The following is a 15,438-nucleotide window of genomic DNA, read 5'->3' on the forward strand; positions in this document are numbered from 1 at the left end:
AGCAAATTTAGCCGACCTAGTCTTCAAAACCATGGCTCTCCTGCATGCCCTTCTCTTGGAAAAATTGCAGGAACGGCGCGCCGTAGTTACGGAACTTCTGCTCTCCGACCCCTTTGATACGCAGCATGGCTTTCTCGGTCGTCGGACTGAGCTCAGCCATCTCACGCAGCGTCGCATCGTTGAAAATAATATACGGCGGCACTTTGGCCTTCGCAGCCAAGTCCCGGCGGATGAGTCGAAGCTGCTCGAATAGGGTCTCGTCCATGGAGCCAGGCCTTGCTTCCGGCTGCTTGTGCACCTTCTGGAACACTTGGCGCTGACCCTTCAATACCTCAACGGCGAGCGGAGCGATTTTGACAACCGGATACTGCCCTTCAGCCAACATCAGATAGCCTTCGGCGATCAAGACATTGATCAGATCACTGATCTCCTTGTCCGTCGATTTGCGCATCACGCCATAGGTCGGCAGCTGGTCGAACCGGTATTGCAGCACCTTCTTGTTCGCTGAGCCTCGAAGCACGCCTGCAATCATCGATACGCCGAACCGTTCGCGCATACGATGGATACAGGAGAATATTTTCTGCGCCTCAATCGTAATGTCGACGAGCTCCCGTTCATCCTTACAGGAACTGCAAAGACCGCAAGGCTTGCGCTCACCCTGATCTTCGAAATAATCGAGAATCGCAATATTGAGACATTTCGGCGTATAGCAGTAATCTACCATCGTCTGCAATTTCCGATATTCATTCGACTTGCGTTCCGGGGATTGCATGTTCTGTTCGATCAAGAACTTCTGCGTAATAATATCCTGCGGACCGAAGAGCAAGATGCATTCGCTCGGTTCGCCATCTCGGCCTGCCCGGCCCGCTTCTTGGACATAGGCTTCCATATTTTTCGGCATATTATAGTGAATGACGTAACGCACGTTGGATTTGTCGATCCCCATGCCAAAGGCATTCGTTGCCACCATCACCCGAATATCATCATAAATAAACGCTTCTTGGTTGTGCGCACGCTCCTCGTCTGACAGCCCTGCATGATATTTACCAACATTCAGACCTTTCCGATGCATCGCCGTGTGCAGTTCGTCCACATCTTTACGCGTAGCTGCATAGATAATCCCAGGCTGCGATGCATGCGATTGCGCATAGTTCATCACGAAGTCTCGTTTGTTCTCACCACGCAGCACCTGCATCGCTAGATTGTCGCGCCCAAATCCCGTTACGAACAGATTCGCATCGGTAAGCTCCAGCAGCCTCGCCATATCCTGTGTGACTTCCGGTGTCGCCGTCGCGGTGAATGCGGCAAGGATCGGCCTTGTCCGAAGGTTTCGTACGAATGGCGCAATCGCGAGATAGCTCGTCCGGAAATCATGTCCCCATTGGGAGACACAGTGTGCTTCATCAATCGCAACACAAGAAATCTGCAGTGACTCGACACGCTGACAGAACCAATCGGAGTCAAGCCGTTCTGGCGCAACATAGAGCATTTTAAGCTCACCACGCTGCGCAGCGGATAGCCGCTCATTGACTTCCCGTGTCGTCAGCGAACTATTAATATATGCTGCTGAAATACCTACCGTATTCAGTGCATCTACCTGATCCTTCATAAGTGAGATGAGCGGGGATATTACGAGCGTCGTTCCCGGGTAGAGAAGCGCAGGAATCTGGTAGCAGATCGACTTCCCACCGCCCGTCGGCATAATGCCGAGTGTATCGTGGCCTTCAAGGAGGCTCGTAATAATCTTCTTCTGCCCCTCGCGGAAGGACGGGTATCCGTAGTATTGCTGCAAAGCTTTTTGAGCTTGCTCTAACATGTAATCTCTCCCATGACCATGATCTTCATCTCTCTATTTTACCACAATAGAATTGAAAGTACTTCGACAGAAGTTTTCTCACTATATTTCCCAGCTTCCTGCATAGGGGATCTGGTAAGATCCTGCCGCTAGATCAGAAGCTAATGGTCCCGCTCCTTATCGAACGTGTGATGAATGGAGTGACGAGCATCCCCCTCATCCCCTATCAACCCAATCTCCTTACATAATTCCATCAGTTGATGGACGCCTGTATATTGCTGCCGATTACGCCGATGAATCCGAAGTAGTGCATCTTCGGCGACTGCTGTAGCTTTCTCTATGCTGTGATGCTCAACGGCTTGAACGATCTCTTTCATCTTATCCAAGTAATACACCGTCTTCCTCAAGGTGCTAATCAATAAAATTTGTCTCACATGCAATGGCGAATAGAGCCGATATCCGTTGTCAGGATTCCGTATGGGTGATAATAGCCCTTCCTTCTCCCAGTGCCTGATCGCCGAAGTCTGAACATCGGTCATCGCTGCCACTTCGCCAATGGTCATCAAGCCTTTGATCTGCTTATCTTTCACGGTCATTAATTGGGGATCTTGCAGCAGGGTTAGTGTCTGTTCCGCAATACGCTTCTCCTCCAGCAACTTGGACTGCTCTTCGTTAATTAACCAGAGCGCGTTGTTAAGTGCGGAATTCTGAATTTGGCGCAACACGTCATAAGTCATCTTAAAGCCGAATCCAGGAATCAATGCTCGAAGACAACGAAAATACGACAAGTGTACCTTCGTATACTGTCGATAGCCATTCTCCGTACGTTCTGGAGTAGGGATAACTCCCCAGGATTCATAATGCCTTAATGCACTTGTGCTGATCTGAAGCTCTCTTGCAATCTCAATGGGTTTGTAAAATTGTTTCCCGTGCATCGCATGCAATCACTCACTTCGCTTGAATACTTGATCATTAAGTTAACTCAAATCGATCGTTCAATGCAAACATTCAATTAAAACCTTAAAGTGCTTTAAGAATCTTTGATAAGGAAAATTCCCTGCTCTAAAAAGATCGTATTGGCGCTACCTTCTCACTTGCATCAATGTTGTAGAGTAGAGCTTGAATACGTTAATTAGGGTAGGAGGACGACTTACGATGATTCAAGTAGAAATGCATGATGGAAATCTGATCGAAATCGAAATTTACGGGGAAGGTCCCAGCTTGCTTCTTCCCGTCAATACGCAAATCAATGAGGGAGCTCAGGTGGAGGAGATGTTGAAATGGGGCGTCGATCCGGCTCTAGGCCGATCCATCGTGGATGGTCTTCGAGATCGTTATCGCGTCATCGCCTTCGACTATGAAGGTCATGTATTCAAGCATGCGAAACCTGATTCCTTAACGCCCTCGAACATTGCAAAAGATTTTCTAGCCATTGCAAGCGCAGCTGGTACAGATACATTCGCTTATTACGGATATTCCTGGCTTGCCCTAAGTGGTATGCAGCTCGCCATTCGAACCAACCGACTCTCTGCACTGATAATGGGTGGATTCCCACCGATCGACGGGCCGTACAAGGAAATGCTGGCCGTAACACGGGCGACGCATGAGATGACCATCGCGCCCCCGCAGAAGTTAAGTTCTGAACCAACAACAAATGATGCATGGGACGGCAATACGGACGACTATGATTGGTCGAATGTCGATGTGACGATGAGCGAGGCACAGACTAGGCAGTTCGTCACCTTGTACGAGCATCTACAATCATTCGATGACCGTGCCGTTCAATCGGCAATTTCCTGCCCAAGGCTGTGTTTTGCCGGTACCGCCGACAAGATTGATTACGGACCAAATTGGGGTGATGTCCATGTCGACATCAGCGGACCTCTGGTAGAGCGACGCCAAGAAATTGAGGCTTACGGTTGGGACGTCAACTTGCTTGAAGGACTCGACCACACCCAAGCGATGCAGGCTGCGAGCGTGCTGCCTATTCTACGTCCTTGGTTAGATAGGACGCTGTAACCATGAAGTAAAAACCTCCAATTCACAGATGTCATGTGAATGGAGGTCTTCTTGGGTCATGCTATTCCCACTTAAATGTAAAGCTAGCCACGATAAACGCAACAATCATCCAGGCGCAGAGCAGCAATCCTTCGCTCCATAACTGGGTAATGCCAGCACCGACGTTCATGATCTGACGAAGCGCCGTACTGAGATGCGCAATTGGAAGCGCCTTGATGATCGGCTGCAGGAATGCCGGCATGCTCTGAATCGGAAAGAACACTCCGCCGAGAAACATTAGCGGGAACGAGATAAAACCTGCGATTGGGCCCGCACTTTCCGGTGTCTTCGCAAGTCCCGCGATAATGAATCCAATCGCCATGAACGCCAGTGTCCCGATGATGACAAAACCGAGCAACAGCGCCCAAGACCCGTTCATTTGCGTGCCGAAACCTATAGAACCAATGAGCAACAGGATTAACGCCTGTGCACCATTTAAGATGAGTCTTGCCGTAATCTGTGCTGCGATAAAGGTCGATGCTTTGAGCGGTGTGCTCTGCATCCGGCGTAATACGCCGCGCTCCCGCCATGAAGCGATCTGCCCTGCTACACCGTTCAAATTGTTCGACATGATCATCATCGCCACGATCCCTGGTACGAGAAAGTCGATATATTTCAGATTCAGGGATTCAATGCCTTTGGGCTCAATTGTGACCACAGGATTATATTTCAGGAAGCTTTTACTGATACCATCGACAACCTGGGACACGGCATTTAATGCTGCCCCTGACTTCTGTGCCTGGGTCTCATCATAATACACTTCGACGATACCATGCTCCGCAATGGCAGCCTCAGTAGAGGCCATCGCCGCCTTCAGCTTATCCCCATAGCCTTTCGGAATGACGATAACCATCTGATTGTCGCCTTGCTTCAACTTCTCCATCGCATCGGCTTGAGGCGTCTCGCTATCCAGCTTCAAAATTTCTTTCTGCTGATCTAGCGCTACGACGAAAGCCTTCGATTCTGTCGTCTGATCCAGATCAATAAGACCGCCATAAATGCTCAGGCTGCCGTTGCCGCTGAACAAATAACCGAACATCACCATAAAGAAGACAGGGAAGAATAATGTAAAAAACAACACTTGCTTATTGCGTCCGAATAACCGGAGCTGTGCGATCGTTAATTGGCCATAGGCTCTCATTCTTCTCTCAAGCTCCTTCCGGTCATATGGATGAAGACATCTTCTAATGTCGCTGTTCGTGTTAGTAAGTCTGCGAATTGAATGTCCTGCGCTTTACAATGATCAATGAAGTCCGTCAGCGTCTGTTGAAGATCGTCTGTATAGAGCACATATGTGTCCTTGCGGAACTCCGCAATGCGTACGCCACTCAACTGCTGCAGTTCACTCAGCAGATTTTCCTTCCGCTCATCGTTCCATTGCAATTCTTCAGGTATCCGGAATTCAACTGCACTCTCCGAGTTCATATTCGAAATGAGGTTCCGTGGTGTATCGAGCGCAATAATTTTCCCCTGATCCATTAGACAAATCCGATCACAGAGCAGCTGAGCTTCATCCATGTAATGCGTACTGATGACGACGGTTTTGCCGTTATCGCGCATTTTCAGAATAATATCCCAGAGGGTACGTCGTGCTTGTGGATCGAGTCCTGTCGTTGGTTCATCAAGGAACACGATCTGTGGATCGTTCACGAGTGCCAATGCGATGGCAAGACGCTGCTTCTGCCCACCCGATAAATTTTTCACCCGGTCATTGAGCTTCTCTTCCAGCGTCACACTCGCGAGCAGAGGGCCAATCGGCACCGTATGCTCATAGAAGCTGGCATACATCTTCGTAATTTCCTTCACTTTCAAGAGCTCGAATAGCGAAGTCGACTGCAGTTGTACGCCGATTACCGTCTTCACCTTGCCAAGATCCGTGCGGGTGTCATATCCCGCAACCTTCGCACTGCCTTCATCGGGCTGCCGAAGACCTTCGATCATCTCCATCGTCGTCGTCTTCCCTGCTCCATTCGGTCCGAGAAGGCCGAAAATCTCGCCTCTGCGCACTTGAAAATCGATGCCGTCCACTGCTGTAAAGGAACCATATCGTTTGCGCAGTCCTTGCACATCAATAATCGTCTCACCTTGATCGCTATGCTGCTGTAGATTCGAAGTCACCTGGTCCCCTCCTTCATGAGATTTACCAAACTTTACCTCGTATAGTATAATACGCACACTTTCCAGCTACAAGAGAACAACTCAGAATTTATAAGAAGTTATTCTAACCTTGGACGAACGCCCTGGCGAGTGCAACCATCTGTAAGGACCTCCCCCGAAATGAACGGGAAGCCGCAAATTCCGTCCGTTCAGGTGTGACTCCGCATTCATAGCAATTCCACGCCCTTCATGGTATAGTGAGTCCCAGAGATATGTAGAAAAGTATCGTTAAAAGCAGAAAAAAGGTGGTCTCACGCATGCAACATCACAAAAAGAACTCCCCGAAAACCAAGCGCCCCAATATTAGTCAATATACAGTCAAAGAACCGGCAGAGCTGCTGCCTTTTTTATTACATAAACAGTCCAACCTTGGCCGCAATGCTGTAAAATCTATACTGGCTCGTGGGCAGGTCTCGGTCAACGGTCGGGTCGTAACGGAATACAATTGTCCCCTCGTGCCCGGACAAACAGTTACGATCAATAAAGATAAAGTTGCGGAGGAGCCGCAGCTCGTCGGCCTGACCATTTTACATGAAGACGAGGACATTATTGTCATCCAGAAAGATGCGGGTTTGCTGTCGATCGCTTCTCCCCAAGAAAATGAAATGACAGCTTACCGACAGCTAACGAGTCACGTTCGAAGTAAAGACCCCAAAGGCAGAATTTTCGTCGTGCATCGGCTGGATCGGGATACGTCTGGTGTCATGATGTTCGCCAAGAGCGAGAAAGTCCAGCAATTGCTACAGAACTCCTGGCAGGAAAGTGTGAAGGATCGTTCCTACGTTGCCTTGGTGGAAGGACAAGTCAAGAAACCGGAAGGCACCATTTCGTCCTGGCTAAAAGAGAGCAGCACACTAAAAATGTATTCCAGTTCTCGCCCAAATGACGGTCAACACGCTGTGACCCATTACAAAGTTATGCAATCCAATAAAAACTTCAGCTTATTAGAGGTCCATCTCGAAACGGGGAGAAAAAACCAAATTCGCGTCCACATGCAAGATCTAGGGCATCCCATTGTAGGCGATAAAAAATATGGTTCGCGTTCTAAGGCCATTCATCGACTCGGTCTTCACGCACGTGTATTAGCTTTTATGCATCCGACGAAAGGTCAGCTCTTACGGTTTGAATCCAACATCCCCAAATCGTTTCTTAACCCTTTCCGACAATCTCCTTCTTAATCTGTTATTCAAGGCACGGATATCATTGTCCGTGTCTTTCCTTTTGTAATCAAGGATTTCAGTTTAGGCGGCGGTTAGCCTGCTGCCATAAGTGATCAAAGCAGGAAAATGGATCATCCATCCAGAAAAAATATATACAACATATTTCATTGATTAGGTGGAAATGATGCCAATAAATAATAAGAGTATGCAGAGCTATAGTCCGATTCTCCATGCCAGGAGCAAGAATTATTTTTGGCAGGGTAAAGGCGCATTATCAATTAAAACATTTAGAAATGGACGTGCGTTCTATCATGCTGGTCGTGGGCACTTTGCTGTTGATGAAGGAAACTATCTTTTGCTTAATCAAGGTCAGGAGTACTCAATTACCATTGAATCAGAGGTTCCTGTGGAATCCTTTTGTATCTTTTTCCCTGAGATGATGGTTGAAGAGGTCTATCATAGTATAATGGCATCAAATGAGCAACTATTAGATGGCCCAGACTTACCAAAACAAATGTCAGTTGATTTTGTTGAGAAAACGTATAACGATAAATGGTTAGCCACCACTTTATTTCAAATTAAGTCTGAATATACAAATAAGTCTCTTGATATAACATGGCTGGAAGAAAAGTTATACAAATTAGCACATGGGCTACTAAAGGTTCATCGACAGGTTAATAACGAAATATTGAAACTTCAGTCCCTAAGAGCCTCAACGCGTGAGGAATTGTATAAAAGAATACATATAGGTCATGAGTTTATTTCTGCTTACTTTGATCAATCAATAACCCTAGCGGATGCGGCTAGAGCTGCTTGTTTATCACCAAACCACTTTCTTAGAAGTTACAAGCAATTGTTCGGCATGTCTCCTCATCAATATTTAACTGAAAGAAGGCTTCAAGAATCTAAAAGGCTTCTACTTCAAACAGATAAGTCCATAACAAATATTTGTTTAGAAGTTGGATTTCAAAGTCCTAGTTCGTTTAGTGGTCTATTCTCCAAACGTTTTTCTATGACCCCTTCGCAGTTCCGTCAAAAAAAGTGATTTTCAAGAAGTAAGTTTTCAAACTGTAGTTATAATTTAAGTACAACCCGTATTTACATCGCATAAAACAATCGAAATGGAGGCTAAATGAATGGAGTTAACACAAATCATTGATGATGTATTTCAAGCGGCTCAGTCAGGTGATGCTTCACGGATAAAAGACATTTTAGAATCTCACCCGCACCTTGCAAATACGGAAAATGGAGCTGGGCTTACGCCTTTGGGATATGCGGCACATTTTGGTAACAAAGATGTAGTAGAGATATTGCTAAATAATGGTGCAAATGTTGATGCAATATCTCATTCCAAGATATCTTACATTCCTTCGAATACAGCACTGCATGCAGCAATAGCGGGGGAGCGTAACGTGGATGTAATCAGACTGCTCTTAACTCATAATGCGCAGACAAATATTAACGACAGCAATGGTCATACTAGTCTGCATACTGCTGCATTCCATGACGATAACCTAGAAATTATTCGCTTATTGATCGAACATGGAGCCAATGTTAACGCTGGAACCGAAGGTGGAGAAACTGCATTGTCTCTTGCAATTAATCAAGGTAACAATAACGTAGCGGAATTTCTTCGCCAAAATGGAGCGATACTCTAATTTTTTCGAGTAGTATAGCTTGCTCACACTGTCTACTCAACACATGTGGAGTGCTGCTCACTGTTAGTCGGGAAAGACTAATATCGGAGGTGTATTGGCGACCTTTTTCAGGTTATAGAACAACTGCCTTAATAGGTATTTATTATATAGAACATAGGAGGACTACATGGCCTGGAGCAAATTGAAACAGCAACTAGAGGGTTTTCTCAGTCCTGCGTTATATGGAAGGGTCGAATACCGTGCAACCAGCTACCGTTATTTACCTGATAAAGCAGGACTTTGTTATATTGCGGTAGATAAAAAGAACGTACTCAATATGAGTGATAAAACTACCTTAATCAGATGGTATCAGACGGAGCTGGAAATTAAGAATGATTCAGCTATCCAAATTCCTATCCACGATGAAGAAATTGAAGCGATTAGAAAAGACACCAAGGGAACAGTTCCGGAGGATCGTCTAAAAGTAATTGCAAGAAGTAGAAAAATATCAGAATATGCAAAGGAGCTTTTGTCAGCACAATCATCATTAAGTAAATCAAATTTTATAGTTGTTGCTACTAATTTTTTATCCATTTCTATAGAGGAAAGCATGGAGAGCAATGATATCTTATTGAATATATTAGCTTTGGTAGACAGACGAGTTGGAAAAAAGCGAATTTTAAACATGAACGAGAAGATGAAGTTAAAGCATCCAATTGTGCAATATTTTTATGAATTACGGCTTAGTACGTTATAAAAATAACTCATTTACCTCCAGTCCTGCAAAGCGAAAAAGGCGATCACCGATTTCCGATGCCCATGCAACTAGAGCGCAAGCGGTAACGATTGTGTTATTAATGATGAAGTGATCCTCTATTAACTCATCAATGATCAGACTTGCAATTCACTTTAGGCGCTCTAGAATTAGATAAATTATTTGTGTTGAGTCTGTTATCACACAATGTTGATTTCGAACAAAAAAAATACCTCTCTTTTTTCGTTGATTTTGCTAAAATCGTAATGTGCTACACTCAGCACTCGTCACATGTGGAGTGCATCGTGTTGCTGGTGAGGAAAGATTAGTTCCGCCAGAGAAGCATTCGGTATAACCTTATCAGTAAAAAAAAAGCGAGAGTGCCTCCAACGAATCATCGTTTCAAGGGCGACTCTCGCTCTTTTTTAGTTCATTTGTTCTTCAAGGAGCTGCAGTGCTTCAGCTCTGGTTGCTTCTGAAATGACAGGATACGGACCATATTGTAAGAGGTTGTATGCTGCTGCAGTATTGGCCATCGCTGCGATTTTCTTCGGAGCAAAGCCCTCGCAATACGCATAAAGTGCGGCAGCAGTCGAACAGTTCCCGCATCCAGTCGCATCGACCACTTCACCTACTGTCAGACTTGGGGCAAATGCGGCCTGACCGTTACTAATCATATACGAGCCTTTACTTCCTACTCTGAAAAAGCATGGCACACCATATGCGATAATCGCCTCCACCGTTGACGCTTCATCGCTCGTCTGGAATAAACTCATCCCTTCCGGCAGGTTAATCGAATAGAGTCCTGCTTTCTTAATCGTCGCCATCACTTGATCTCTTCGCTCGGGCTGCATGGCCGCAGAGGTCGGAATTTCCCACATGATCTTCGTATGGCTCTTCGCTTGAATGAGGTCCAACTGATCCCATACCGTATCTGTCTCGGAGGCTTCAATATAGATGCCTTTCGTATCCGCACTACAATGGCTTGCAATTTGCTCCGCGGTCCGCTTGTCCAGTTGCGCGATCTGCTGCTCAATCTCCTCGCTGTATATGGACACCTCATCGTGAAGCCCTGCTTCGCCATAGACTAACGTCGTATACTCCGTATGCGGCAGAATATAGTTCAGTCCCTTATAGGAGAGATGATTAGCATCCATCCATTCACCATAGTACTTCGAGAAGTCTTCGCCTACATTCGATACATAAAGGCAATCATCTTCCCATAACTTGATCCCTTCGAGACTGAAAACCGCGCCGCCAATATGCCCCTTACTCTGGCTGCCGTCTGCAAATTGAATATCGTTCACAATGGTAGGGCCTACTACGATATATTTCATCCCAATATCATCTCCTTATCGTAGATCCAGACGATCAAGCTGCTTCCGTAATGCTGCATCCTGATCCGTACTGTTCTTCAGTTCATGCAAGATGACCGTATTCGGATTCATCGAACGCAGCTTAACGAGCATCTCCTTCACACTTGAAGGATCAAGCACACCGTCACCTAGCGGTACATGCGAATCATAGGATGACAATACAATATTGACCCCATAGTTCTCTTGATCCTCCCAGTTCTCGAGCGACATCAATTCATCATAATAATGACCTGTTAATTTCCCGTTGCTAAAATATTCGACCGTCTTCATAACGCAATCCGACAACTGAATGCAGCTCACACGATCGATTAATTTTTGATCTAAAATATTGTGTTCCAACCATTTCATCGTGAACACGGCCTGGTCACGGCCATAGCGTTCTTGCAACGCCGCCATCTCATCCGTCACCTCAACATCAGGCAAGAAGAAGCGCGCACGACCAAGCTGCTCATCATAACCTACCGCATGCAATAGATGGTTGATATCCCATCCGATCTTCACTTTACCTAGCGGATCATACAGTTGACTGTACATCAAATGGAAGTCTTCCACAGTCTGCAGACCATGCTCCAATCCCCATCCCGCATTCTCCACCTCAATGAGCGGGGAATGCTCCGTAAGCAGACCATGATCCATTAAATAGTTGAGTAACTGCTGCGTCATATAGATCATCGCTTGGCGAATATCCGCCTTAGAAATCGTAAATTCCCATTTGCCATCTATAGGCGCATAGTCAATCAGGTGGAATGTATACGCTTGCGCTTGCAGCTCCGTAGCGATCTGATATTCCTGCGCCCATCTTCTGAACATATGTTCACCGGTGAGGTCGCCATAATAATTTGCGACTTCCTCCTGACTGCCGAACCGCTCGAATAATTCTTGAAAATTGTTTTTCGTCAGGAAGCTCGTTGGGTACGCCCAATAGGAGCAATGAACTCTTTTCACCTGCAACGCTCGAAGTTGACTGAGGGTCGACGCCTGATGCTCGCTTAAGTCTTGATCTCTGGAAAGCACATCATCCATGAAAATTTCCATGCCTTCAAGGCCATAGGCTGTAACGAATTCCTCCATCTTCCCCTGTTGTTGCTCGTCGAACAGTTCTGCTTTATACGTTGAATAATGCATCCGAAGATCACCCTTTCAAATCCATATTCGTCGATTGCTCTTATTGATTGGGATTATTCTTGTTACACTTCTCCCAGAAATAGTACACAGGGAGCCCTGTCACCACAACAATCAGACCTGTAATGAGACTTGGAATAGCTGCCCACATAAAGGTAGATACAACGAGAATCAAGCTTGTCAGAATCGACACGACCGCCATCAAGCGCCATGCTGGTGCTTTCCACAATGGGTTATAATCTGGCTTTTTACGATGAACGAAAATCGTAGCGAATGTAAGCGTATTCTTCAAGAGCAATACGAAAGTAAAGTAACCTAGCAATTCGGTAATATTCGATAAGAAAATAAGTACAATTGCAATTAAACATTGCGCCATCATGGAGAAGTAAGGTGTACCATATTTTTTGTGCACTTTACCAAAGCTTTTAAAGAACATGCCGTCTTTCGCCATAGCATATTCTAGACGCGGCTGGAACATAATCGTGCCGGACAATGCTCCTAGAATAACGACAATCCCTGAAATGGCAATAAATGTTCCCGAGACACTACCGATCAGCGGAATCGCTGCTCCCGCATCAGCTAACGGTGCCTTGGAATTCACCAATTGATCGAAAGGCAACACACCCGTTACAACGAAAGTTAAACAGACATACAAGACAATAATGATGATAACCGAGCTGATCAACGCGCGCGGCATGGTCTTCTTCGGATCCTTAATCTCGCCTGTCATATACGTAACGGCACCCATACCGTCGAACGACCAGCTTGTTGCCGAGATCCCGGCTAATAGAGCAGCAATTCCTACCGGCGCTGCAGCCATAGCTGGCGCTGTAATCAAATCGCCTCTTACATAGAATAATCCCATCCCGATCATAACGAAGAACGGAAGAATTTTGATAAACGTAATGATCGCTTGGAACTTACCGCCACCCTCTACCGTACGGATATGAAGCATCATGAACAGTATAATGAATGCAACAGCAATAAATTTAACCGCTATTCCGCCGACTGGCAGTACAAATGCAATATATTGAACCGCAGCGAGCGATACAATCGCAATAGCCGCTGGATCATTCGCCCAGAAAGAAGCCCATCCGCTTAGGAAGGCTAACCTACGCCAACCCGCTTTTTTGATATAGATGTAATTACCGCCGTCTTCCGGGTAAGCCGTCGCTAATTCAGCCAGGACTAGATTCTGTGGAATCATGAGCAGTCCGCCGATTAGAAATGCCAATAATGTAAATAGCGCAGAACCTGACGCCCCTGCTACTTCACTGATTGAGATGAAAATCCCTGCACCAACGGTTGTTCCTACGGATAACGCAATCGCTGGAGCTAGTCCCAATTTTCTCTCCATATGACTTGACATTTTTACCCACTCCCTGTATAATGAAGTACAATTGTTTAAATGAAATGACTGGAATTTCGCAACATTTTACTCATCGTTTTTCGATTTTTGCGCATAACAAATAAGCATCTAATTCATGCGCCATTTTTCAGAAAGATGGTTCACATCAATTACACGATTTGCCCTTGGGTATTCTAATACATGATTCATAATGTCTGATTGAAAAAGTCCTGTCCCTGCAGGGCTTTTTCAATTTGAGCATTAGTCCGTCCTATCAATAGGAACGGATGGCATATTTATAACGATCACTTCTGATATACTCTTCGTTATAATATAAGATGTTCAGCTTTTCCGTATAAATCGTCTGGCTCACGCGCAGTAATGGATTTCCACTCTTGCACTCGAGAAGTACCGCTTGTTCCTTGGTCGCGGATTTCACTTCGAAGACATCGTTAAATTCCTTCGCCACAATACCCGTGTGATTTCGGATAACTTCTAGGATTGATTTATCATCCAACTCCATATCCAGCAGAAAATCAAATTCGGGTAAGAAGTAATCCTCCTCCAGAATTGCCGGCAGATCATTAATTAAACGCAAGCGTCTGATATGAACGATCTGGGAGCCTTCTCCTATATCCAACCGCTTGGCAATTTTACTCGTCGCATGCATCCATTGCTTGGATAAGATCTTCGTGCTTGGAACCTCATCCGTCTGCTGCCAAGACGCCGTAAAACTCCCACCTGCACCGACACTTTCCACATATTCTGGCATCGATACGAAGGTGCCTTTGCCATGCCGCTTCACTAGAACATTGTCTTCAACCAATTTCTTCAGCGCGCTTCGCACGGTAATTCGGCTAATATTGTAGGTTTCACTAAGCTGGGCTTCCGATGGAATGCGTTGACCTGATTGATATTCCCCTGTTGCAATTTTCTCACGAATTGTATTATAGAGCTGCTGGTACAGAGGTACCACATGATCAGCTTCTAACAATTTATTATCCATGATCCGTTACTGCTCCTTTAATCCTTCGATCAAATATGAATTTCGGCCAATCCCTTGTCCTTCTAGCCGATAAACTGATAATCCCATATTTGATCAACCCCGTCAATTACCTGCAAGCTTCAACCGCATTGATCAATTCACGGATATGCGAGGCATCCATATTCCCTTTATCGGTATAGTTATCTTTGAAATAACTTCCAACAATAGCACCATCTGCGATTACAAATTGCTCTGCGCAATTCTCAGGTGTCACACCAGCTCCGATAATTAGCGGGAAGTCCTTAATGATCCCTCTGAACTCCTTGATTTTTTCCATCGGCGTTTGCATGCCCGTGCCGTCCCCTGTCACAACAATCGCATCACATCTGGTCATACCAATTTCCAAATCCTCTTGTAAGGAACGACCGGAATTGTATGGTTGGTATTTGAATCTTACGCCGCCCATGACGAAAGCCGATGATTCTTTACGCCAAGCAGTAATCTTCTCATGGAAAATAGCATCCTCTTCGGGTGTCAGATGTCCCGCAACAGAATCGAGCTGTACGAACTTCGCACCATACTTGTTCGCGAACTCGAAACCAGTAGCGTCATGATCAAGCGCATTCACGCCATACACTATATCGCTCTTCTCGCGCTGAATGTATTCCAGAACGGTTGCTACATCTTCTACTGAACCAAAATAGTTCTCTACGATGACAGCATTTACTCCATTATCGATTAGTAGATCAATTTCTTTTTTAGCGATCTCCAGCATGTCGCCGTTTTCGCCGCCTTTTAAATGTAGCATGCCCATAATCGGTTTTTTGCTACCAAATAAATCTAGAAAGTTGCCTTTGGCACTCATCTTACACTCCAATCCGCCGTTTTCTACAGCTAAGTTGTCAAATGTGTAGGTTGTTGCAAAAGAAACCGGTTGCAATAACCGTCTACATACGTTCATAACAATAGAGGCCTCTATGTTTGTGAACTTTTTTGTTTCTGTTTTCTTAACACATCTTAACACGTCTTATATATGTCGTCAATCG

At 45.5% G+C, this 15,438-nt stretch carries 14 protein-coding genes; 5 read left to right on the forward strand and 9 right to left on the reverse strand.

Annotated elements, in window-relative coordinates:
• Window positions 1-16: 16 nt before the first annotated feature.
• Together recQ and AC3WU2_RS22290 are read right to left on the reverse strand one after the other, a co-directional pair.
• Window positions 17-1,816: a DNA helicase RecQ gene (gene recQ / locus AC3WU2_RS22285; protein ID WP_492457188.1), complete on the reverse strand. Its 1,800-nt coding sequence runs from the start codon at window positions 1,814-1,816 to the stop codon at window positions 17-19.
• A 140-nt stretch (window positions 1,817-1,956) separates the two neighbouring features.
• Window positions 1,957-2,730, reverse strand: a complete 774-nt coding sequence (locus tag AC3WU2_RS22290) for a TioE family transcriptional regulator (RefSeq protein ID WP_492457189.1) — start codon at window positions 2,728-2,730, stop codon at window positions 1,957-1,959.
• A gap of 220 nt (window positions 2,731-2,950) precedes the next feature.
• Here AC3WU2_RS22290 and AC3WU2_RS22295 point away from each other — a divergent pair, with 220 nt between their 5' ends.
• Window positions 2,951-3,814, forward strand: a complete 864-nt coding sequence (locus tag AC3WU2_RS22295) for an alpha/beta fold hydrolase (RefSeq protein ID WP_492457190.1) — start codon at window positions 2,951-2,953, stop codon at window positions 3,812-3,814.
• A gap of 61 nt (window positions 3,815-3,875) precedes the next feature.
• Here the strand turns inward: AC3WU2_RS22295 and AC3WU2_RS22300 are convergent, their stop codons facing one another.
• Together AC3WU2_RS22300 and AC3WU2_RS22305 are read right to left on the reverse strand one after the other, a co-directional pair.
• Entirely contained in the window at window positions 3,876-4,994 is a 1,119-nt protein-coding gene (locus AC3WU2_RS22300; protein ID WP_492457191.1) for an ABC transporter permease, read from the reverse strand.
• On the reverse strand, window positions 4,991-5,971 hold the full coding sequence (locus AC3WU2_RS22305) for an ABC transporter ATP-binding protein (protein WP_018756290.1): 981 nt from the start codon (window positions 5,969-5,971) through the stop codon (window positions 4,991-4,993). The genes AC3WU2_RS22300 and AC3WU2_RS22305 overlap by 4 nt, the downstream gene beginning before the upstream one ends.
• A 296-nt stretch (window positions 5,972-6,267) precedes the next feature.
• Here AC3WU2_RS22305 and AC3WU2_RS22310 point away from each other — a divergent pair, with 296 nt between their 5' ends.
• From AC3WU2_RS22310 to AC3WU2_RS22325, 4 genes are all read left to right on the forward strand, one after another.
• The gene (locus AC3WU2_RS22310; RefSeq protein ID WP_492457192.1) at window positions 6,268-7,188 is read left to right on the forward strand and encodes an RluA family pseudouridine synthase; all 921 of its coding nucleotides are present in this window, start codon (window positions 6,268-6,270) and stop codon (window positions 7,186-7,188) included.
• A gap of 163 nt (window positions 7,189-7,351) precedes the next feature.
• On the forward strand, window positions 7,352-8,215 hold the full coding sequence (locus tag AC3WU2_RS22315) for a helix-turn-helix domain-containing protein (protein WP_492457193.1): 864 nt from the start codon (window positions 7,352-7,354) through the stop codon (window positions 8,213-8,215).
• A 91-nt stretch (window positions 8,216-8,306) separates the two neighbouring features.
• On the forward strand, window positions 8,307-8,828 hold the full coding sequence (locus tag AC3WU2_RS22320) for an ankyrin repeat domain-containing protein (protein WP_492457194.1): 522 nt from the start codon (window positions 8,307-8,309) through the stop codon (window positions 8,826-8,828).
• Window positions 8,829-8,994: 166 nt separating this feature from the next.
• Window positions 8,995-9,564: an SF0329 family protein gene (locus AC3WU2_RS22325; protein WP_492457195.1), complete on the forward strand. Its 570-nt coding sequence runs from the start codon at window positions 8,995-8,997 to the stop codon at window positions 9,562-9,564.
• Window positions 9,565-9,986: 422 nt separating this feature from the next.
• Here the strand turns inward: AC3WU2_RS22325 and AC3WU2_RS22330 are convergent, their stop codons facing one another.
• From AC3WU2_RS22330 to AC3WU2_RS22350, 5 genes are all read right to left on the reverse strand, one after another.
• The gene (locus AC3WU2_RS22330) at window positions 9,987-10,898 is read right to left on the reverse strand and encodes a carbohydrate kinase family protein (protein WP_492457196.1); all 912 of its coding nucleotides are present in this window, start codon (window positions 10,896-10,898) and stop codon (window positions 9,987-9,989) included.
• Window positions 10,899-10,913: 15 nt separating this feature from the next.
• The gene (locus AC3WU2_RS22335) at window positions 10,914-12,062 is read right to left on the reverse strand and encodes a hypothetical protein (protein WP_492457197.1); all 1,149 of its coding nucleotides are present in this window, start codon (window positions 12,060-12,062) and stop codon (window positions 10,914-10,916) included.
• A gap of 40 nt (window positions 12,063-12,102) precedes the next feature.
• Window positions 12,103-13,428: an amino acid permease gene (locus tag AC3WU2_RS22340; protein ID WP_492457198.1), complete on the reverse strand. Its 1,326-nt coding sequence runs from the start codon at window positions 13,426-13,428 to the stop codon at window positions 12,103-12,105.
• A 253-nt stretch (window positions 13,429-13,681) separates the two neighbouring features.
• A complete protein-coding gene (locus AC3WU2_RS22345; protein ID WP_492457199.1) occupies window positions 13,682-14,413 on the reverse strand; it encodes a GntR family transcriptional regulator in 732 nt (243 codons plus the stop codon).
• A 106-nt stretch (window positions 14,414-14,519) separates the two neighbouring features.
• On the reverse strand, window positions 14,520-15,353 hold the full coding sequence (locus AC3WU2_RS22350) for a BtpA/SgcQ family protein (RefSeq protein ID WP_492457200.1): 834 nt from the start codon (window positions 15,351-15,353) through the stop codon (window positions 14,520-14,522).
• Between the last annotated feature and the right edge of the window lie 85 nt (window positions 15,354-15,438).

Source organism: Paenibacillus sp. EB106-05-06-XG162, from assembly GCF_058791655.1.

What these genes read in the sequence shown, in the direction of transcription:
- AC3WU2_RS22300 (WP_492457191.1), bottom strand. Translation starts at nt 4,994, where the DNA reads ATGAGAGCCTATGGCCAATTAACGATCGCACAGCTCCGGTTATTCGGA.
- AC3WU2_RS22310 (WP_492457192.1), top strand. Translation starts at nt 6,268, where the DNA reads ATGCAACATCACAAAAAGAACTCCCCGAAAACCAAGCGCCCCAATATT.
- AC3WU2_RS22315 (WP_492457193.1), top strand. Translation starts at nt 7,352, where the DNA reads ATGATGCCAATAAATAATAAGAGTATGCAGAGCTATAGTCCGATTCTC.
- AC3WU2_RS22345 (WP_492457199.1), bottom strand. Translation starts at nt 14,413, where the DNA reads ATGGATAATAAATTGTTAGAAGCTGATCATGTGGTACCTCTGTACCAG.
- AC3WU2_RS22295 (WP_492457190.1), top strand. Translation starts at nt 2,951, where the DNA reads ATGATTCAAGTAGAAATGCATGATGGAAATCTGATCGAAATCGAAATT.
- AC3WU2_RS22325 (WP_492457195.1), top strand. Translation starts at nt 8,995, where the DNA reads ATGGCCTGGAGCAAATTGAAACAGCAACTAGAGGGTTTTCTCAGTCCT.
- recQ (WP_492457188.1), bottom strand. Translation starts at nt 1,816, where the DNA reads ATGTTAGAGCAAGCTCAAAAAGCTTTGCAGCAATACTACGGATACCCG.
- AC3WU2_RS22335 (WP_492457197.1), bottom strand. Translation starts at nt 12,062, where the DNA reads ATGCATTATTCAACGTATAAAGCAGAACTGTTCGACGAGCAACAACAG.
- AC3WU2_RS22330 (WP_492457196.1), bottom strand. Translation starts at nt 10,898, where the DNA reads ATGAAATATATCGTAGTAGGCCCTACCATTGTGAACGATATTCAATTT.
- AC3WU2_RS22290 (WP_492457189.1), bottom strand. Translation starts at nt 2,730, where the DNA reads ATGCACGGGAAACAATTTTACAAACCCATTGAGATTGCAAGAGAGCTT.
- AC3WU2_RS22350 (WP_492457200.1), bottom strand. Translation starts at nt 15,353, where the DNA reads ATGAACGTATGTAGACGGTTATTGCAACCGGTTTCTTTTGCAACAACC.
- AC3WU2_RS22340 (WP_492457198.1), bottom strand. Translation starts at nt 13,428, where the DNA reads ATGTCAAGTCATATGGAGAGAAAATTGGGACTAGCTCCAGCGATTGCG.
- AC3WU2_RS22320 (WP_492457194.1), top strand. Translation starts at nt 8,307, where the DNA reads ATGGAGTTAACACAAATCATTGATGATGTATTTCAAGCGGCTCAGTCA.